The sequence below is a fragment of the Paenibacillus algorifonticola genome, assembly GCF_000971975.1.
Lineage (GTDB): Bacteria > Bacillota > Bacilli > Paenibacillales > Paenibacillaceae > Pristimantibacillus > Pristimantibacillus algorifonticola.
Genome location: NZ_LAQO01000002.1, coordinates 37,199 through 56,489, shown reverse-complemented (window position 1 = coordinate 56,489; position 19,291 = coordinate 37,199). Strand labels below are relative to the sequence as shown.

The 19,291-nt window shown below is 51.4% G+C and carries 15 protein-coding genes; all 15 read right to left on the bottom strand.

The features are described from left to right. Positions 1 to 201: 201 nt before the first annotated feature. The 15 genes from WH37_RS09860 to WH37_RS09790 all read right to left on the bottom strand — a co-directional run bounded on the left by WH37_RS09860 (position 202) and on the right by WH37_RS09790 (position 19,286). Positions 202 to 951: a cell division protein FtsQ/DivIB gene (locus WH37_RS09860; RefSeq protein ID WP_046230417.1), complete on the bottom strand. Its 750-nt coding sequence runs from the start codon at positions 949 to 951 to the stop codon at positions 202 to 204. Positions 952 to 1,036: 85 nt separating this feature from the next. After that, positions 1,037 to 2,323: a UDP-N-acetylglucosamine 1-carboxyvinyltransferase gene (murA, locus tag WH37_RS09855; RefSeq protein ID WP_046230416.1), complete on the bottom strand. Its 1,287-nt coding sequence runs from the start codon at positions 2,321 to 2,323 to the stop codon at positions 1,037 to 1,039. 15 nt (positions 2,324 to 2,338) lie between these two features. After that, positions 2,339 to 3,244: a UDP-N-acetylmuramate dehydrogenase gene (gene murB / locus WH37_RS09850; protein ID WP_046230415.1), complete on the bottom strand. Its 906-nt coding sequence runs from the start codon at positions 3,242 to 3,244 to the stop codon at positions 2,339 to 2,341. 170 nt (positions 3,245 to 3,414) lie between these two features. Further along, on the bottom strand, positions 3,415 to 4,512 hold the full coding sequence (gene spoVE, locus WH37_RS09845; RefSeq protein ID WP_046230414.1) for a stage V sporulation protein E: 1,098 nt from the start codon (positions 4,510 to 4,512) through the stop codon (positions 3,415 to 3,417). 44 nt (positions 4,513 to 4,556) lie between these two features. After that, positions 4,557 to 6,002, bottom strand: a complete 1,446-nt coding sequence (murD, locus tag WH37_RS09840) for a UDP-N-acetylmuramoyl-L-alanine--D-glutamate ligase (RefSeq protein WP_046230413.1) — start codon at positions 6,000 to 6,002, stop codon at positions 4,557 to 4,559. Positions 6,003 to 6,221: 219 nt separating this feature from the next. Continuing rightward, positions 6,222 to 7,184, bottom strand: a complete 963-nt coding sequence (mraY, locus tag WH37_RS09835) for a phospho-N-acetylmuramoyl-pentapeptide-transferase (RefSeq protein WP_046230412.1) — start codon at positions 7,182 to 7,184, stop codon at positions 6,222 to 6,224. A gap of 4 nt (positions 7,185 to 7,188) precedes the next feature. Next, positions 7,189 to 8,646: a UDP-N-acetylmuramoyl-tripeptide--D-alanyl-D-alanine ligase gene (locus WH37_RS09830; protein WP_046230411.1), complete on the bottom strand. Its 1,458-nt coding sequence runs from the start codon at positions 8,644 to 8,646 to the stop codon at positions 7,189 to 7,191. Next, on the bottom strand, positions 8,643 to 10,133 hold the full coding sequence (locus WH37_RS09825) for a UDP-N-acetylmuramoyl-L-alanyl-D-glutamate--2,6-diaminopimelate ligase (RefSeq protein WP_046230410.1): 1,491 nt from the start codon (positions 10,131 to 10,133) through the stop codon (positions 8,643 to 8,645). The genes WH37_RS09830 and WH37_RS09825 overlap by 4 nt, the downstream gene beginning before the upstream one ends. A 99-nt stretch (positions 10,134 to 10,232) precedes the next feature. Next, entirely contained in the window at positions 10,233 to 12,176 is a 1,944-nt protein-coding gene (locus WH37_RS09820) for a stage V sporulation protein D (protein WP_046230409.1), read from the bottom strand. A gap of 310 nt (positions 12,177 to 12,486) precedes the next feature. Next, positions 12,487 to 14,760 (bottom strand): penicillin-binding transpeptidase domain-containing protein, encoded by a 2,274-nt coding sequence (locus WH37_RS09815; protein WP_046230408.1) that lies wholly within the window; start codon positions 14,758 to 14,760, stop codon positions 12,487 to 12,489. A gap of 9 nt (positions 14,761 to 14,769) precedes the next feature. Continuing rightward, positions 14,770 to 15,171, bottom strand: a complete 402-nt coding sequence (gene ftsL2, locus WH37_RS09810; protein ID WP_046230407.1) for a cell division protein FtsL — start codon at positions 15,169 to 15,171, stop codon at positions 14,770 to 14,772. A 20-nt stretch (positions 15,172 to 15,191) separates the two neighbouring features. After that, positions 15,192 to 16,142: a 16S rRNA (cytosine(1402)-N(4))-methyltransferase RsmH gene (gene rsmH / locus WH37_RS09805; RefSeq protein WP_046230406.1), complete on the bottom strand. Its 951-nt coding sequence runs from the start codon at positions 16,140 to 16,142 to the stop codon at positions 15,192 to 15,194. Between the two features lie 77 nt (positions 16,143 to 16,219). Then, positions 16,220 to 16,657: a division/cell wall cluster transcriptional repressor MraZ gene (gene mraZ, locus WH37_RS09800; protein WP_046230405.1), complete on the bottom strand. Its 438-nt coding sequence runs from the start codon at positions 16,655 to 16,657 to the stop codon at positions 16,220 to 16,222. Positions 16,658 to 16,846: 189 nt separating this feature from the next. Then, positions 16,847 to 17,887: a DUF4349 domain-containing protein gene (locus WH37_RS09795; RefSeq protein WP_052736911.1), complete on the bottom strand. Its 1,041-nt coding sequence runs from the start codon at positions 17,885 to 17,887 to the stop codon at positions 16,847 to 16,849. A gap of 139 nt (positions 17,888 to 18,026) precedes the next feature. After that, positions 18,027 to 19,286: an adenosylhomocysteinase gene (locus WH37_RS09790; protein WP_046230404.1), complete on the bottom strand. Its 1,260-nt coding sequence runs from the start codon at positions 19,284 to 19,286 to the stop codon at positions 18,027 to 18,029. Positions 19,287 to 19,291 lie beyond the last annotated feature (5 nt).

Genomic DNA, 19,291 nt, shown 5'->3' with positions numbered 1-19,291 from the left:
CAAAACGCCTTTTTACATATTCAACGCAGTTAATAGTATCCCTCTTTTTAAGGGCACTATTTTTCTAACTCTATATGAATTTTAATTTCATTAAAAAATACTCATATGGTGTTTAAGCGCCATGCATGTCGTTTTGCTTTCATTTTAAAAGTCCACCTATAAAATTTTATCACTGTTTTCTAAAAATGAGTAGTCTGTTTTTCAACTGCCCTCTTCATTTTCTGGATCTGTCTTAATAAAAGAATCATACGTATCCGCTAGCAGCAGGGTGATTTTTCCAGGCTCCTGCGTTTCAATGACCGCATTCATCGTTTCAATTTTCTCGCTCAGCAGTGAAATCGCCGTTACAACCTCGAATTTCGTTCGCGTGTAAATTTTGATGCGGTCAGGATACGCCTTGGATGGATATGGCATAATTTCGGATAAATCAGACAGCTGCTTCGCCGGAATTTTGCCAAGCTGCTCCGCAAGCTTCACGCGGTATTCATCCCCCTGCTTCCAGCCAGACAATACAGGCTTATTGACCAATAGCTCCTCATTTGCAGCTGGAAGCTCCGACCCGTTCGCCAGCAGCGCTGTCAAATTGCCATCGCTAAACAGCTCAAAGGCTACTACCGGATACTCCTCTACCGTAATCGTTACCTTCCCAGGGAAAGCTTTGTCCACGGTGACGTTGTTAATGGTCGGAATCGCTTTAACCGATTCCTCGATGGTCGCTGACGTTGTACCAAAAAAAGCATCGCCCACCGATATGGCAGCAGCCTGTCCAATTTCCGCAGTCGTCGTATAGGCAGTGCCTTCAATATGAATCTCCGAAATTTTACTAATAGAAGAATTAAAAAACAATACGGACAGCAAAATAATAAACAGCAGCACAAGCACGCTAAGCAGCTTGCGATTACCTTTTCGTTTGCCAACCGGATTTTTAAGCACTGGCATCGGCGCGCTCATAACTTGTCCCTTCTTTCCCCAAAAACATCCGGATCCCCAAATCGCAGGAGCCGGGAGTTTCTATTCAGGCGCTTGTTCGCATACACTAGTTATCAGGATCATTAGGAACATTAGGAACAGAAGAATAGCGAGAAATCCTTGCTCCCAGTCTGCTTAACATCGTTTCAATGCGATCATAGCCCCGATCAATATGATGAATTTGCTCCACTACCGTCTTCCCTTGCGCAGCAAGGCCAGCGATTACAAGCGCTGCTCCTGCCCGCAAATCCGTTGCTTCCACCGTCGCTCCATAAAGACGCGGAACGCCCCGGATAAAAGCCGCATTCATATCAACCCGTATATCCGCACCCATTCGTGATAGTTCGTCAACATGCTTCAGCCTGCCTTCGAAAATCGTCTCCTTCATAATGCTCGTTCCGTCTGCAAGCGCTAGCAGCACCATCACTTGAGATTGCAGATCAGTCGGAAAAGCAGGGTATGGGGAAGTAACAATTCGTTCAATGGCTTTGGGGCGGGACGCACAGCTAACTTTTATTATATCATCGTGGGTGGTGATTTGAATACCTGATCTGCGAAGCACGTGTATTAAGGAAGACAAGTGGGAGGGACATGTATTCAGAAGAGTAATTTGACCGCGCGTCGCCGCCGCGGCAACCATTAAGGTGCCGGTTACAATGCGATCCGGAATAACCTTGTACGTACAAGGAGAAAGCGACTTCACGCCATTTATCGTAATGGTATCCGTACCAGCGCCGATCATCTCGGCACCCATAGCATTCAGAAACCGCTGCAAATCCTGAATTTCCGGCTCGCGAGCAGCATTCGTAATCATCGTTCGCCCTTCAGCAAGCACCGCGGCCATCATAATATTTTCCGTCGCTCCGACACTAGGGAAGCTTAGATGAATATCGGCTCCTTTGAGACGGTCTGCCCGGCAAATCATGCAATTGCCCGCTTCTTCAATATCGGCCCCGAGCGCCCGAAGTCCCTCCAGATGCAAATCAATTTTGCGCTGCCCGATCGCGCAGCCGCCAGGCTGATAGACCTGTACTTCACCAAATCTCGCAAGAAGCGGCCCCATTAGAAAGATTGACGAGCGCATCTGCCCCATTAACTTTTCCGGGACATGGGAGAGGTGCATGCTTTCCGTGTTCAGCTGTACCGTATCGCCTTCATGCTCCGCATGGCATCCGAGTTCCCGCAGTATGCTGAGCATGACGTCGATATCCAGCAGCTTCGGCACATGTTCCAGTGTCGTTTCGCCTTCGGCCAATAAGCTGGCTGCCAATATTGGCAAAGCGGCATTTTTCGCTCCTTGGATAACAATGGTTCCTGAGAGTGGTTTCCCGCCTTCAATCACCAATTTGTCCAATGTCTCACCTCCGAATTACCGCTCACCCACCACCAGCACTTCCGGCACCAAGCTGATCCCATATCGATCTACAATGACGCCTTGAATATGAGCCATGAGGGTAAGCACATCTTCAGCTGTCGCTTGCCCGGTGTTGACGATAAAATTGGCATGCAGCTCGGATACTTCGGCCGCACCTACACGGAAGCCTTTAAGCCCCGCCTCCTCAATTAATCTGGCGGCATAATCGCCAGGCGGATTGCGGAAGACGCTGCCCGCACATGCCAGCTGCAGCGGTTGCGTACGCAGCCGTCTCTCCTTGTAGGAGGCCAGCGTTGCAGCAATTTCCTGACGGTCTCCAGGCACAAGCTCGAAGGTTGCTGACAGCACGAGCCCTTTGCGTTCATGCAGCACGGAATGTCGGTAAGAAAATTGCATATCCTCGGGTCCGTAGGTTACCAATTCACCATTCTCCAGCACAATCTCGGCTGACTTGAAAATACGCGACACATCCGATCCATGCGCACCGGCATTCATATAGACGGCCCCGCCTACCGTTCCCGGAATGCCCCCGGCAAATTCCAAGCCCGTTAGTCCTTGCTTGCCGGACATCACAGACAGTTTAATGAAGGAATAGGCCGCTCCGGCATGAACCGTGTTCCCGTCGAAGCGCACATAATCCAGTCCGCCCCGCGGCTTAATGACAACGCCGCGAATGCCTTTGTCGCTCACCAGCATATTGGAGCCGCGTCCCAAATGGGTCCAAGGTATGCCATGCTCATGAAGCAGCCGGACAGCTGACATAATTTGTTCCTGTCCATCCGGTATTATAAGAATATCGGCAGGACCGCCTACTTTCCAAGTAGTATGATTTTCCAATCGTTCATTAACGAGTACTTTTCCAATTTTTGCATTCTCAAACAGCTCAGCTACATGTTCCATGCTGTCTAACCTCCTTCTGCTTCAGGGTGAAGAACAGGCCCACTCGGCGATGGTCACGATTTATAAGAGTATCCTATGCCTTATGTCCGGGTAGTGTTACAAATGCCTATAGCGCCCGCTGCAAGGCCCGCTTATTGTGTGGAGCAAGCGCCGAAAGCCTAGTTGTTCATTCACCTTGAATAACGTGAAATATTAAGTAAAATGCCCAGCGATGTGAGCAGAAGCGTAAGCGATGAACCGCCATAGCTGACCAGCGGCAGCGTAATGCCCGTTACAGGCATCATGCCGATGACGACACCGATATTGATAAGCACCTGAACGCCGATAATGCTCGTGATGCCAACAGCGAGCAAGCTGCCGAACGTATCAGGAGCGTAAATCGCTGTTCGAATGCCGCGCCATATCAGTATCATAAACAGCACAATAAGTGCCGACCCTCCGATAAAACCAAGCTCCTCCGCAACGATGGAGAAAATAAAGTCCGTTTGCGGCTCCGGCAAATAGCTGAACTTCTGCCTGCTCATGCCGAGGCCAAGCCCAACAAGTCCTCCCGGGCCAATCGCATATAGCGATTGAATAATTTGATAGCCTGAGCCAAGCGGATCAGCCCATGGATCAAGGAAACCGGAAATGCGCTGCAGCCGGTAAGGAGCGGCCAGTATAAGGCCGACAAGTCCTGCCACGCCTGCCAGCGCGAGCATGCCCAAATGCTTGAGCTGGGCGCCTGCGGTAAAGATCAACAGCAGCGAAGCTGCAACCATGACCGCGCCAGAGCCGAGATCCGGCTGCAGCATAATAAGGCCGAAGGCGAGCAGCGCCATCCCGAGCGGAGGCAGCAGCCCCTTGACGAACAGCGTAATCGTCTGCTGCTTCTCGGAAAGCCATTTTGCCAAAAATAAAATCATCGCCAGCTTCATGAATTCGGAAGGCTGGATGCCGAACGAGCTGATGCCGAGCCAGCTGCGCGCTCCGCCGCGCACGACGCCCACGCCGGGGATCAGTACGATGACGAGCAGAACGAAGCAGATGATTAAGGCGATTTTTGACCATTTGCGCCAAACGAGATAATTCATATTCATTGTGAATATGAGCGCGCCGACGCCGAGACCGGCAAACAGCAGCTGGCGCTTGACGTAATAATAGCGATCTCCGAATTCATGAAAAGCGAGCACTGCGCTCGCGCTGTATACCATAATGATTCCGATAGCCAGAATGAGCGCAATAGAGACGATCATCCATACGTCCGGGGCAGACCTGGCTTTGGCCATAGCGTACACCTCTTTGCATGTAAAAGTAGGGACAAGCCCCCTACTTACAAGGTATGCGCCGAATCTTTAAAAATGCGCCCGCGCTGCTCATAGGATGTAAACATATCCCAGCTGGCGCATGCTGGCGACAGCAATACGATGTCGCCCGGTGCTGCTAGCGCGGCTGCCTGCCGCACCGCTTCGCGCAAGGTCGCTTCGGCGTTCTCTTCAGGTTCGACCAAACGAACGCCCGCTAAACCTGCCAGTTCCGCGACATGACCCAGCTTGCCGCGCGTCTCGCCTAGCGCCACAAGCCCTTTGAGCCTGTCACGGAACAGCGGCAGCAGCTCCATGTAATCCGAGCCGCGATCCAGACCGCCTGCTATAAGTACAATTGGCGCAGTCAATGAGCCAACGGACATCGTCGTAGCTGTCGGATTGGTCGCCTTGGAATCGTTGTAATATTTAACCCCCTGCACTTCTCCCGCATACTCCAGCCGATGCTCTACGCCTTTAAAGCTCCGCAGCGTCTGGATAAGCTGCTCCGGCGCTGCCCCTGCTGCAAGACAAGCTGCAATGGCTGCAAGCGCATTAGCCGCATTGTGGCGGCCAGGGATGCCCAGCTCATCTGCTGCAAGCAGCTCCGTTTCCGTTCCATCCTGCGCACGCCATACGATATGACCAGCGGCAGCAGCTTCATTTTTATCGGGAGAAGCGTTTGTATCTGTCTTCGCATATGGAGGCTCAATCGCTACCCCATAGCTTAGCTTTTCATAAAGGGAGAATGGCAAAATGGAGGCGGTCAGACGATCAGCCAGCTGCCGGCAAATCGGATCATCCCAGTTCAGCACAGCCGTATCTTCCTTCGTCTGATTGGCAAACAGCTTTGTCTTCGAATGTATGTAATCTTCCATGCCGCCATGATAATCCAGGTGCGTATCTACTACATTGAGCAGCAGGGCGACGCGAGGTCGGAACCCTGTTGTCCCTTTAAGCTGAAAGCTGCTCAGCTCGGCAACGAGCCAGTTGCCCTCTGTCGCCTCTACCGCTGCTTCGCATAATGGGCGGCCAATGTTGCCGGCCACGATGGGATGCTTGCCCGCCGACTCCAGCAGCTCGCCGATCCAGGTTGTCGTTGTCGTTTTGCCATTCGAGCCTGTAATGCCAATAATCGGTGCAGGCGAAAGCAAATAAGCCACTTCAACCTCGGTCACAATTTCAACGCCTGCCGCTTCCGCTTGCCTAATGGGCGGAGCCGAATAAGGGATGCCTGGATTTTTGACAAGCAGCGCTGTATCAGCCGTAATGAGGTCGCCTGGATGAGAACCGCAAAGCACAGAAATGCCCAAAGCGATCAACTCATCCGCTTCGGGACATTGGTCCTGCTCTTTCTTATCGTTTACTATTACCTCCGCCCCATAGGAATGAAACACCTTTGCGACGCTAACCCCGCTCCTTGCCAGGCCAAGCACCACAACGCGGCGGCCCCGGTACGATGCCGGATGATCCATAAATGACAGCTCCTTGTAAAGGGCAACAGCACGGGCGCCAGAACGTCGTGATCCGCAGTGGATCTCGGCGTTGCTAGAAGCGCCAGCTGCTATCCCTATTATTTTGAAAAATATAGGAAAGGATATGATTTTTCCATCCTTTCTCTATATTTCTACGCGAAACGGTTGCTTTGCCGCCAGAGGACGGCTTTCGGCCGTTTACGCTTGTGTGCAGTAATTTTAAAATACACGTATCAGCAGAAGCGACAGCACCGCAAACACGAGGCCAACCGCCCAAAACGTTGATACAACGCGCCACTCGGACCAGCCGGACAATTCAAAATGATGATGAATCGGGCTCATTTTGAAAATCCGCTTGCCGCGCAGCTTGAAGGAACCGACCTGCAAAATAACCGACAGCATTTCGAGTACGAAAATACCGCCAATCAAAATGAGCAGCAGCTCCATTTTCGTCAAAATCGCAACCGCAGCAATGCCGCCGCCGATGCCAAGCGAGCCGGTATCCCCCATAAATACTTTGGCAGGATACGCGTTGTAGATCAGGAAGCCCAGCACGGCTCCAATCATCGCAGCCGAGAAAATGGCTGAGCCATAAGCCGACACTTGCAGCGCTACAATTGTAAATGCGCCAAAGGCAATTGCGCTTGTACCGGCGAGAAGTCCGTCCAGCCCATCGGTGAAATTAACCGAATTGCTGGCAGCGAACAAAATAATGACGACAAACGGATAATAAAACCATCCCATATCGAAGCTCCAGGACGTGCCGGGAACGATGATTTCTGTGCTATGGTGCATCTGGTACAGCAACGCGCAGACGATAACCGAAAACAGCAGCTGGCCGAACAGCTTCTGACGTGCGGTCAGGCCGAGCGAGCGCTTGAAGACGATTTTGATGTAATCGTCGAGAAACCCCACGAGGCCGAAGCCTAGCGAGGCGGTAAGCAGCACCCAGAAATCCGCCGTTTTATCGGCAAAATTCAAAAAGGCTATGAGCAGCGCCAGCATAATAATGATGCCGCCCATCGTTGGTGTGCCGCTTTTTTTCAAATGGCTTTGCGGTCCATCCGTACGAATTTGCTGTCCAAACTTCATCCGTTTCAGCAAGGGAATACAAATCGGCCCAAGCAGAGCCGCGAGCAAAAAAGAAACGCCTAGTGTGAATAAAATAATCATCATGTCCATGCTCTCACCCCACCTCTAAAGCTTGGACAATCTGTTCCATACGCATACCGCGCGAGCCTTTAACCAGCACAATATCCGCAGGCTGCAGCTGCTGTTTGAGCCACTCCGCCAGCTTTTCCTTCTCTTCAAAATGAATGATGTCCGCTGCATCAGCCGCAGCGCCAAAGCTGCTCTTCACGCCGTGTGACGTGTGACGAGAAAGCTGTCCGCAAGTAAGCACGGCATCGGCCTTCGCAGGCGTAATGAAAGCGCCTGTGTCATAGTGAAGCTGCTCCTCATCTGGTCCAAGCTCAAGCATATCGCCAAGCACGATCCATTTTTTGCGGAAGCCGCTTACGCTCTCCAGCAAATCGATGGCCGCCCTTACCGCAGTCGGATTCGCGTTATACGCATCATTCAAAATCATGGCGCCATTAAAAGCTTTTACCGGCTGAATCCGCATGCCTGTCAACTGCAGGCTGGACAATCCCTGGCGAATCCGCTCCCCAGAGATGCCAAAATGATGGCCAATTGCAATGGCTGCCAACGCATTGCTGACATTATGCTTGCCCGGCACAGGAATGGCATAGATTGCCGCTTCAGCTGTTTCAGCCGCTTCCGTCACCGCTCCATTAACTTGCGCGCGGGCGCCTCCGTCCTTCAGTTCGAAGGCTGCCGATACTGCGTCTATATTCATATTCGCAGCCGTCCACCGATTTCCGTCCATCAGGCCAAAAGCTTCCAGTCTTGCGCCAGCTGGCAGCGCCGTCGTGCCAAGCCCTGCGACGAGCAGCGGCTCATCACCGTTATACAGCAGCAGCCCGCCGGGCTGCAAGCCGGAAACGATTTCCAGCTTCGCTTTCGCGATGCCTTCGCGCGAGCCCAATTGAAGCATATGCGCATCGCCAATATTCGTAATGATGGCAACATCCGGCTTCGCAATTTGCGTCAGCAGCTCAATTTCGCCAAAGCCGCTCATGCCCATCTCCAGCACCGCTACCTCTGTCTGCTCATCCAGCTCCAGCACCATCAGCGGCAGCCCGATATGATTGTTCAGGTTGCCTGCTGTTTTGTGCACGCGAAGCGAGGTGCCAAGAACCGCGGCAACCATATCCTTCGTTGTCGTTTTACCGTTGCTGCCTGTAATGCCCACAACGCGCAGCCCTGCAAGCTCGGTGCGGTAAACACTCGCAAGCGCTTGAAGCGCTGCAAGCGTATCATCAACCAGAAGCAGAGGAGCGTCTGCGAGCTCCGGCGGAATGGCATGGCCGCGCTGCCACAGTGCAGCAGCAGCTCCATCCTTAAGCGCCTGGGCCACGTAGTCATGCCCGTCGAATTTATCTCCCACCAGCGGCACGAACAGCTGCCCCGCTGTAATTTTACGTGAATCGGTTCCTGCGCCCGTGATGGCAACGGCGGAAGCAGCCGGATTCCATTCCGCCTTGCACATGCCGCCTATTTGTTCCAGCGTACGTCTAATCAATGTAATAATCCCCTTATCGCTTCTTTCGCAACTAGTCGGTCATCAAACGGATGCGTAACGCCTCCGATAATTTGATAGGTTTCATGACCTTTCCCCGCAATCAATACTACATCGCCGGGGCTTGCCATTTCAACCGCTTTTTCAATCGCGGCATGACGATCAACGAGCAGCTCATAGCGGCTCTTGTCCACACCATCCTTCAAAAGCCCGGCTTCCACGTCCCGCAAAATGAGCTCAGGGTCTTCCGTACGCGGATTATCCGAGGTAATGATCGCATAATCGCTGTATTTGGCAGCAATGGCGCCCATAATCGGACGCTTCGTCCGGTCGCGGTCGCCGCCGCAGCCAAATACGCAGATGATTCGCGGCGGTGCAAGCTCCTTGACCGCGCGCAGTACATTGTCGAGCCCATCCGGCGTATGGGCATAGTCAACGATAACGGCAAAGCTTTGCCCAACGCTTACCGATTCAACGCGCCCCGGCACACCTGCCATTTTTTCAAGGCTCATCTTGATTTGCTCAATCGTTATGCCTTCAATTAGTGCTGCACTAATGGCCGCCAGCGCATTATACACATTAAACTTGCCGACCATCTTGAGCGTAATATCCGCGCTGCCCGCGAAGGTGTCGACATGGAAGGACGTGCCTTGCGCCGTAATTTGAATATTCGAGGCGCGGACATCCGCATCATGATCAATTCCATACAAAATCGTATCTGCCGCTGTTCCTTTCGCAAACGCCTCCGAGGCTGGGTCATCCGCATTGAGCACCGCATAGGAGCGCTCCGCCTCATCACTAGCATACACATTGCCAAGCCGTGAGAAGAAAAGCCCCTTCGCTTCAGCATAACGCTCCATCGTACCGTGATAATCGAGATGATCCTGCGTCAGGTTCGTGAAAATCGCCGTGCGGAAGCGGCAGCCCTTCACCCGGCCCTGCTCCAGCGCATGGGAGGACACCTCCAGCGCGCAATATTGCGTGCCAGCGCCCTGCATCTCCGCCAAATAACGCTGAAGCTGGAGCGCTTCCGGCGTCGTGCCGGACATCGGCTCGGTTTTCCCTGCATAACGCCGCTCCACTGTACCGATAACGCCTGCTGGCTTATCCTGATCATTCAAAATTTGCTCAATTAAATATGTCGTCGTCGTCTTTCCATTCGTACCCGTAACCCCAATCAAATGCAAGGAGCCGCTAGGCTGCTTGTAAAAATAGTCCGCAAGCACCGCCATCGCATGGCGGCTGCTCCCTACAACGAGCTGCGGAGCCGCAATATGCGGCAGCTCGCGCTCGACTACAAAGGCGGACGCGCCGCGCTCCGCCGCTTGCGGTGCAAAGTCATGCCCATCCACCGTATGGCCGGGCAAACAAATAAACAAGCTGCCCGCCTGTGCAGCGCGGGAATCCGTCTCGATGGCTGTAATCTCTATATCACCGCTGCCAATTAGCTTGGAAGTGATTAATCTGCTTGCCAATTCGCTTAATTTCATACGCTTATCTTCTCCTCCCATCACTCGGCAAACATGAAGCCTTGCTGCCTGACCGAGCATTATGTCCTTCATTATTATTTATTATGTCTACCAGTATAGTCAATGCGTATGAGATATATCATCCTCGTCGCCTAAATAGATGCGAATCGTAGAGCCGCGATCTACCCGCGTGCCGGCAGCAGGCGCCTGACGAATAACCGTCTGCCCCGTTCCCGCTGAGCTCAGGTTGAAGTTCATATTCAAATCCTCATAAATATCGGACACCGTCTTGCCGATCAGATTAGGGACAGTGACAACTGGCGTTTCGCCGTATTTATACACTTTGCCAATCTGCTTCTCTCTTTGCGGCACCTGCAATACCGTCAATGCATCCTCCATCATATTGCGCACGATCGGCGCCGCAACAAGGCCCCCGAACTGTATCCCTTGCGGATTATCAACCGCTACGTAAATGACGATTTCCGGATCATCCGCTGGGGCAAAGCCGATAAAGGAGACGATATGCTCGTTGGGCGAATATTTGCCGCCCACGACCTTTTGCGCCGTACCCGTCTTGCCGCCTACTCGGTAGCCATCAATAAACGCATTTCGCCCGGTTCCTTTCGCTACGACACTTTCCAGCGCTTCTCTGACCGCCTTCGACGTTTCCTCAGAAATGACCGTTCGCACCGCCTCCGGCTCTACGGTTTCCACCGTCTCCCCAGTATCCGGATTAATCCAGCCCCTCACCACATGCGGCTTGTACAGCGTACCGCCATTAATAGCAGCCGAGACAGCGGTAATTTGTTGAATGGGCGTAACCGAAACCCCTTGACCGAAAGCAGTCGTCGCCAGCTCCACCGGCCCGACCCGGCTCAGCTTAAACATAATGCCATTTCCCTCGCCGCCGATATCAATGCCCGTTTTTGTGCCAAAACCAAAATTTTTAATATATTCGAACAGCTTATCCTTGCCCAGCCGCTGTCCAAGCGTCACAAAGCCCGGGTTGCAGGAGTTCTCAACAACTTCCAGAAAAGTCTGGCTGCCATGGCCGCCCTTCTTCCAGCAGCGAAGCCTTGCGCCTCCAACTTCAATTGCACCCGGATCATAAAAACGCTCATTGTTCAGGTTGACTTTCTTTTCTTCAATAGCTGCCGCGAGCGTAATAATTTTAAACGTCGACCCCGGCTCATAGGTCATCCAAATCGGCAAATTCCGATTATACACCTCGGATGCGACTTCCTTGTACTTATCCGGCTCATAGGTTGGGCGACTTGCCATCCCCAATATTTCGCCGTTTTTCGGATTCATCGCAATCGCCATAATCTGGTCGGGCTGGTGCTGCGCCATCGCTTGGTCCAGCTCTCGCTCCATAATCGCTTGAATCTGCTTGTCGATCGTCAGCTGCATCGTCAGCCCTTCCTTCGGCTCCACATACGTATCCGAGGAATTCGGCATCTGCCTGCCGCGCGCATCCGACAGAAAAGAGACATTCCCTTGAATGCCGCTAAGCTCGTCATTATACTTGGCTTCCACACCCGTTAGTCCTTGGTTGTCTATGCCTGTAAAGCCAAGCACATGTGCCGCCAAGCTGCCAAAAGGATAAAAACGCTTATTGTCCTCGGCAGCTACAATGCCAGGAAGCGCAAGCTCCCGAACCTGCTGCGCCTTCTCCAGCGTCATTTTGCGGCCGCCGGGACGCAGCTGGACGAGCATTGATTTTTTCGTATTGATTTTGCCATACAGCTCATCTGCCGTCATATCCAGCAGCGGCGCGAGCGCATCAGCCGTCGCCCGCTTGTCTTTAATTTGCGCAGGAATCGCCCAAATGGTAGGCGAGGTTACATTGTAGGCCAGCTTGACGCCATTGCGGTCCCAAATTTCTCCCCGCTTCGCCATATAGGGAATGTCCCTGCGCCACGAGTTTTCCGCCTTGGCCGCCAGCTCGCTGCCTTTCCAAAGCTGGACATACCCTAACCGCGCACCTAAAGCGGCAAATGCAATTACTCCAAAAATAAGCACCATAAACAATCGACGGCGCACCGTCACATTTGATACTTTCATCGCTTGCTCCTCCTCCGCCCTTTGCTTAAGGCAGAGCGTACACTGACGCTCATTCCCAGCCTATTCATTCGGTGGAGGAGATAGAACAAGCCCCTGACATGTCCATTATGCTACCTGTACTATACAAGTTGAACGATTGAATAGCATGGGGCGATGTTCGCCACTGCGAGAAAGGTTGGACTTCCGGCCGCTGAGCACATGCTTACGAAGCGGCTTTCCTACGGAAAGCTTTACTCTCTCCAGTTCCAACCTTTCTCTTTCGTTTCTCCCTTGCCCTATCGCTTTCTTTCGTTCAACTTATATCGTTATGCTACTGCTCCTGAACTTCTTCCGTATCCTCTACATCATCCTGCATCGAGCCGCCTGAGGAGGCCTCTTCTTCCGTCCCCTCCTCATTCTGTGCATTTGCCAGTGCTTCCTCTGCAGTGATCGCACCCTCTGCGCCAGTAGGCGGCGAAAGCTGTACCCGCAAAATCCGCTCATCCCCCTGCTTGTCTTCCTTCTGGGAAATGATGAAGCCTTCACCTTCTGCCAGCAGCTGCACATTCATCAGTGAGGCAATCTCCAGAGCATCACGCAGTGACAGCCCCGTCATGTCGGGAATGGTTAGCTTGTCCTGCTGCTCGGTAACGAGATACACACGCTGGGCCCCCGCAATGTTTTCCCCTGCTGCCGGAACCTGCTTGACTACCGTCGTTCCCGTGCCGACGACCTCAAACGTCACATTGCGCGCTTTAAGCTCAGCCTGCGCCTGCGACAAATTCATTTCAGTGACATCCGGCAGTTGAACGGTTGGCGTCTTTTTATCAGTGGTCGATTCCTCTGTCGCGTTTTCCGGCATGATGCCCATATGGCGCAAGGTTTTGTAGACGATCTCCTTGAAGGCTGGAGCGGCAACCGTACCCCCGCCCGCAAGCGGATCATTCGGCTCATCGACGACAATATAGACGACGACCTTCGGATTTTCAACCGGCGCGTAGCCGATAAACGAAACGACGTATTTATTTTTGGAATATTTCCCATTAATAATTTTTTGTGCCGTACCGGTTTTGCCCGCTACACGGTAACCTTCAATGTAGGCATTGCGTCCGGTTCCGTTCACTTGGTCAGATACAACCTGCTCCAAATATTCGCCGACCTTCTTCGACGTATCCTCGGAAATCACTTTGCGTACAACCTTCGGCTCAAACTTCTGAGTCGTATTCGTGTTAGGATCGTAAATTTGCTTAATAATTTGCGGCTGTATTAAATTTCCGCCGTTTGCTACTGCTGCGACTGCGGCAATTTGTTGAATCGGCGTCACAGATACGGGGCCTTGTCCGAACGACGCCCGCGCAATATCACTGGGAATGCTCAAATTGATATTGTTGACACCCTTTGATTCATTGCCCAGCTGAATGCCTGTCGGCTGTCCGAAGCCAAAGCGATTAATGTAATCAACCAGCTTCTCGCCGCCGAGCATTTGCCAGCCTAGTTTAACGAAAGCGACGTTACTGGAATGCTTTAAGCCTTCCAAATAAGAGATTTTCCCCCAACCTACCCGGTTGGAATCACGAACGGGATTACCTGGCACATTAATGCTGCCGGATTGAAATTCTGCATTCGGATTAAACAGCCCTTCTTCAACCGCTGCCGCCAGCGTTACAATTTTGAACGTTGAACCCGGCTCATACAAGGACTTGATGGCGTGATTGTACGCATTTTCAAAGTTCGTATCCCAATACGTATTCGGATTAAAGGTCGGATAATTCGCCATTGCGAGAATTTCCATCGTATTGGGGTCAGCAGCAATAGCCGTGATGCTTTTAGGCTGATATTTATCTGCTACTTCCTTGATCGCGTCCTCTACATAATGCTGAATTTCGTTATCCAGGGTCAGCATAATATCCTGCCCGTCTACGACTGGTTCATAAACGACATCGCCTTCCGCGAGCTGAACGCGCTTGCCATCCTTCTCATACTTGATTTCACCATTCGTACCCTGCAGCTTGTCATTGAAAAAGGATTCGATGCCCGCAAGTGCTATGCCATCCTTGTCCACGTAACCTAGCAGCTGGGATGCCATCGTATTGCGAGGATAGTAGCGTTTCTGATCATCATATAAATATATGCCAACGTCATTTACTTTTGTTTCTTTCTTTAGTTCATCCCGCAGCTCCTTGATTTTATCGGCCAGCGGTTTATCGATATTCCAGCCGCCGTCCCGAATTTCACGCTGCGCGTAATATTCGCCTTTATCGTTTTGCGCGGTTACGATTTTGCGAAGCTCATCCTGCGGTTTGTTCAAAATCGCATTCAGCCCTTCTACAACATCATCGGCAATGTCCAAACTATCAATCTGCTTCGGACTGACAGCCACATTATACGCAAGTGCATCCATCGCCAGCACATTGCCATTGCGATCCGTAATGGTCCCCCTATTCGCGACTAATGTCTCTGTATCCGCCCAGCGCTCTTTTGCCATCGTATACCAAGTGTCTCTATCAATTACCTGTACCCAGAAAATTCTACCAATTAGAATAAGAAAAAGGAGGGTAATTACCCCTCCAAAAAACAATGTACGCATCCTGATTCGTTTTACCATACGTCCTCCCTACTCACCCATTGCGGTAGCCGATTCCTCTTTGCCTGTATTAACGGTTATGCCTGGCTGATAATTGTTGACCATCCCCTGGCTTTCCGCCATTTTCCGAATAAACTCCGGATCACTCAGCATTTCAACCTGCTTCTTCAGCTCTTTCAGCTCTACGTTCACCGCTTCATATTCACTGGTCACGTGTTTAATTTCCACGCTCATTTTATAAATTTCGGCATACCTGAAAATAATAACGCCTGCAACAAGCACGCATGCGATTACTGTAAACAAGTACAGCAGCTTTTCCTGCATCGTTAACGTTTTTCTTTTTACGACCACCCGTTTGTTTTGCTTAATCGCTGGCTTCTGCTCAGGTTTTTTCTTAGGCTGCAGAGCCAAATTTCCATTCGTATAGGCCACTCCAGAACCTCCTTAAGGTCTCACAATTTTTCTGCGATTCGCAGCTTGGCCGAACGAGCGCGTGGATTGGACTCCAGCTCCTGCTCACTCGGAACAATCGGCTTGCGGTTCACTAACCGAAGCTTTCCTGTACCGCCGCACACACATTTCGGAAAATCCGGCGGACAAGTGCATTTTTCTAAAAGGCTCGCAAATAGTTGCTTGCAGATTCGATCCTCCAGGGAATGAAACGTAATAACAGCCGCCCGGCCGCCCGGGTTCAGGCAGCGAATCGCCTGCTCCAAAGCCTCTTCCTCCGCGCGCAGCTCATCATTGACCGCGATGCGCAGCGCCTGAAACGTACGTTTTGCAGGGTGTCCGCCTGTGCGTCTTGCCGCTGCAGGGATGGACAGCTTAATTAACTCTACAAGCTCTCCCGTCGTTTCAATCGTCTTGCTTTCCCTAGTCTTGATAATCGTCCTGGCGATGGATCTGGCAAACTTCTCCTCGCCATAATGGGAAAGAATCCGCGATATTTCACGCTCGTCCCATGTGTTGACAATTTCATGAGCGGTCATGGCTCCGCCTTGATCCATCCGCATATCAAGCGGCGCGTCATGATTATAGCTAAAGCCGCGCTCTGCCTCATCAAGCTGAGGGCTCGATACGCCAAGGTCAAACAGGATGCCATCGACTTGAGGTACGCCGTCCACAACCGGCACATCGCAGGTGAGCAGCATTTGTTCCAAATAACGAAAATTGCTTTTTACAAGTGTTACTTTATCCAAATACGGTGCAAGCCTGATCTTTGCGTGATTCAGCGCAATATCATCCTGATCAAAAGCGATTAACCGTCCTCCCTCGCCCAAACTCGACGCAATGCGTTCACTGTGTCCCGCCCCGCCGAGCGTGCAATCGACGTAAATGCCGTCCGGCTTAATGGCCAGGCCGTCAACCGCTTCCTCCATAAGTACTGTTACATGCTGAAACACGCAATTGCCCTCCCGTTCTTGTTGTCCTAGTCTTGGTCGCCCAGTTCCATCGTTAGCAAGTTTTCGAAATCGTCCGTTTAAAAGTTGAAGTCAAAATCGACCAGCTTCTCGGCAATTTCATTAAAGGTTTGCTCGGACTCTGCATAGTAGCCGTCCCAGACCGCCTTGCTCCATATTTCTACCCTGCTTGAAACCCCCAGAACCATACAATCCTTGTCAATTTTCGCATATTCTCTAAGATGTCCCGGCAAGTTTACCCTTCCCTGTTTATCCAGCTCGCATTCGGTTGCCCCGGAGAAAAAGAACCGGGTGAACGCTCTTGCATCTGCCTTCATGAGCGGAAGCGATTTGAGCTTCTGTTCAAGCACTGTCCATTCGCTCATTGGATAAACAAACAAGCAGTTGTCGAGACCGCGGGTGGCAATAAAGGAAGCGCCTAGTGAATCACGGAATTTGGCTGGTACGATAAGCCGACCTTTGTCATCAACGCTGTGCTGATATTCGCCCATGAACATAAGATCGCCTCCACCCTCTCTCCCTTATTCCCCACTTTGCTCCACTTCCCCCCACATAACATAGTGTAATTCGCCATACAACAATAAAATCCTGCTCATATGAGCAGGATTTTATTAAAATGTTTGACCTTATTAATAAATTTTCATATTACCCTTCGTATCCAGCAAGGAAAGCAAGCTTGATACACTTTATTGCTGCTCCGGCTCCGGCTTTGCAGGCGGTGTTTTGGCGCGGGAACGACGTATAAACCACCAAATTACAAGTCCAATAATGACTGGAATAACGAGAGCAGGAAGCGCTCCTGCGAGGAAGACGAGCAGCCCTTGAATAACGTTCCATGTTCCTTCATAGCTTGTTTTAAAGGACGCCAGCATCTTGCCGCCTAGCGATTTCTCTTCCTTGTCCGTCTTGATCGTACTATCGATTGGCTGATATAGCCTCAGCTCGATCGTGGAGAAAGCTACATTTTTGTCCAAATAGCGCGTACGCCCTTTGATTTGTTCAATTTCCTCCTGAACCTTTGCGAGCTGCTGCGAAAACTTGACCAAATCATCCGCTTTTTGCGCCTTATCCATGAAAGCAAGCAGCCTTTGCTCCACCACCTGCTTCGCCTTCAGCCTCGCCTCCAGATCGACGTACTCCTCCGTCACATCGGTTCCTTTCAGCTCGCGCTCCAGATGATTGTTCTCAATTCCCTCCAGCCGCTCCACAAATGGCATAAACCCTTGAGCCGGCACCTTAATCGTATAGTTCGCACCCTGCTCATTGCCATACTGCCCATCCTGAAAAGCAAGAATGTACCCGCCAGCCTGATGGATAGCATTGCGCAGCTGCTGAGCCGCCGCCTCATAGTCGGCAACCTCCATCGTCATTGTCGCCGTATAGATCAGCTTTTGGTTAAACGCTTCTCCACCTATGGTCATGCTGTCAATCGAACTGTCTGCTGGTGCGGTCGTCAACGCTTTATTGTCTAAAGCACCGCTCGCTTCTGTAGAAGCAGCTGCACCTTCACTCTTGTCTGAACTGGTACTATATTGTTCAAGCTTATCGCTAGAAGTCTGTGCTGCACTCGTTTCCCCCTCGGATGCATGATCGCTGTTTGCAGACGAGCAGGCCGAAAGCAGCAGCATAAAAGCCAACAAGAACGATGTCGGCAGCAAAATGAGCTTTTTATTTAAGCTTCTTTCTTTGGCTCTTTCTTTCATTTTTGTTTTCTCTATTTTTGTCATAAAAACGGCCCCCTTTGCTCTATTTACCGTCCTAGACGTAAATTTTGTCAAAAGGTTGCTCTTTTTGTAAACAAAAACAGCCGCTACCACCGCATTTAAGCGGCAGCATCGGCTGTTTCTATCAAACAAGGGGCTGGGATTAGACGTTCCAGCTATCCTGGTAAGCAATTTGCTCTGCTGTAAGCGTATCGATGCTGATGCCCAGCGATTCCAGCTTGATGCGTGCTACGCTTTCGTCCAGCTCATACGGCAAATTAACCACTTTTTTGCCCAGTGCTTTATATTGCTCATTCACATATCGGAGCGACAGCGCTTGAAGCGCAAAAGTCGTATCCATAATTTCTGCAGGGTGACCATCGCCTGCGGCCAAGTTGACCAGACGTCCTTTGGCAATGACATAAATGCTTCTGCCATCTTCCAACTGATATTCTTCAATGTTGTTGCGAACCGTGCGCACGTTAGTCGAAAGCGCCTTAAGCTCCGGAATGTTGAATTCCACATCGAAATGTCCGGCGTTTGCCAAAATCGCGCCGCCCTTCATCACCTTGTAATGCTCGCCGCGAATGTTGTCGCGGTTGCCTGTTACCGTAATGAACACATCGCCAAGCTTAACAGCTTCCATCATCGGCAGCACGGTGAAGCCGTCCATATGCGCTTCAACCGCACGAATCGCGTCCACTTCAGTTACGACTACTTTGGCGCCAAGGCCTTTGGCGCGCATCGCTACGCCTTTGCCACACCAGCCGTAGCCTACAACTACAACGGTTTTGCCTGCAATAACAAGGTTCGTCGTTTTGTTCAGCGAATCAAATACCGATTGCCCTGTACCATAACGGTTGTCGAACAAATATTTGCAGTAGGCATCATTAACCGCAACCATCGGAAGCTGCAGCGTACCGTCTTTCTCCATCGCTTTCAGACGAATGATGCCCGTCGTCGTTTCTTCCGCGCCGCCGCGAAGATTTTCACGCAAATCCGGGCGGTCTTTGTGCAATAGCGTAATCAGCTCGCCGCCGTCGTCAATAATAAGATCCGGCTTCGATTCGATTGCTTTAATAATGAGCTCATTGTACTCTTCCGGGCTAGGATTGTGCTTCGCAAAAACGGTAATGCCGTCTTCTACGAGCGCCGCACAAATGTCATCCTGCGTGGACAGCGGGTTGCTGCCCGCAATTGTAACTTCCGCTCCGCCGGCCTTTACTACTTTAGCCAAATAAGCGGTTTTCGCTTCCAAATGCAGGGCAATCGATACTTTCAAGCCTTTAAATGGCTGTTCCTTCTCAAATTGCTCGCGAATGCTCGAAAGCACAGGCATATGGGCGCTAACCCAGTCAATTTTTAAATGCCCTTCCGGGGCAAGCTTAATGTCGCGAATAATGCTTTTATCGATTGTGCTCATGTATA

Coding starts and splice junctions, on each gene's coding strand:
- WH37_RS09825 (WP_046230410.1), bottom strand. CDS start 10,133: ATGAAATTAAGCGAATTGGCAAGCAGATTAATCACTTCCAAGCTAATT.
- WH37_RS09860 (WP_046230417.1), bottom strand. CDS start 951: ATGAGCGCGCCGATGCCAGTGCTTAAAAATCCGGTTGGCAAACGAAAA.
- spoVE (WP_046230414.1), bottom strand. CDS start 4,512: ATGGCCAAAGCCAGGTCTGCCCCGGACGTATGGATGATCGTCTCTATT.
- mraZ (WP_046230405.1), bottom strand. CDS start 16,657: ATGTTCATGGGCGAATATCAGCACAGCGTTGATGACAAAGGTCGGCTT.
- WH37_RS09820 (WP_046230409.1), bottom strand. CDS start 12,176: ATGAAAGTATCAAATGTGACGGTGCGCCGTCGATTGTTTATGGTGCTT.
- WH37_RS09795 (WP_052736911.1), bottom strand. CDS start 17,887: ATGACAAAAATAGAGAAAACAAAAATGAAAGAAAGAGCCAAAGAAAGA.
- murB (WP_046230415.1), bottom strand. CDS start 3,244: ATGGAACATGTAGCTGAGCTGTTTGAGAATGCAAAAATTGGAAAAGTA.
- mraY (WP_046230412.1), bottom strand. CDS start 7,184: ATGGACATGATGATTATTTTATTCACACTAGGCGTTTCTTTTTTGCTC.
- WH37_RS09815 (WP_046230408.1), bottom strand. CDS start 14,760: ATGGTAAAACGAATCAGGATGCGTACATTGTTTTTTGGAGGGGTAATT.
- WH37_RS09790 (WP_046230404.1), bottom strand. CDS start 19,286: ATGAGCACAATCGATAAAAGCATTATTCGCGACATTAAGCTTGCCCCG.
- murD (WP_046230413.1), bottom strand. CDS start 6,002: ATGGATCATCCGGCATCGTACCGGGGCCGCCGCGTTGTGGTGCTTGGC.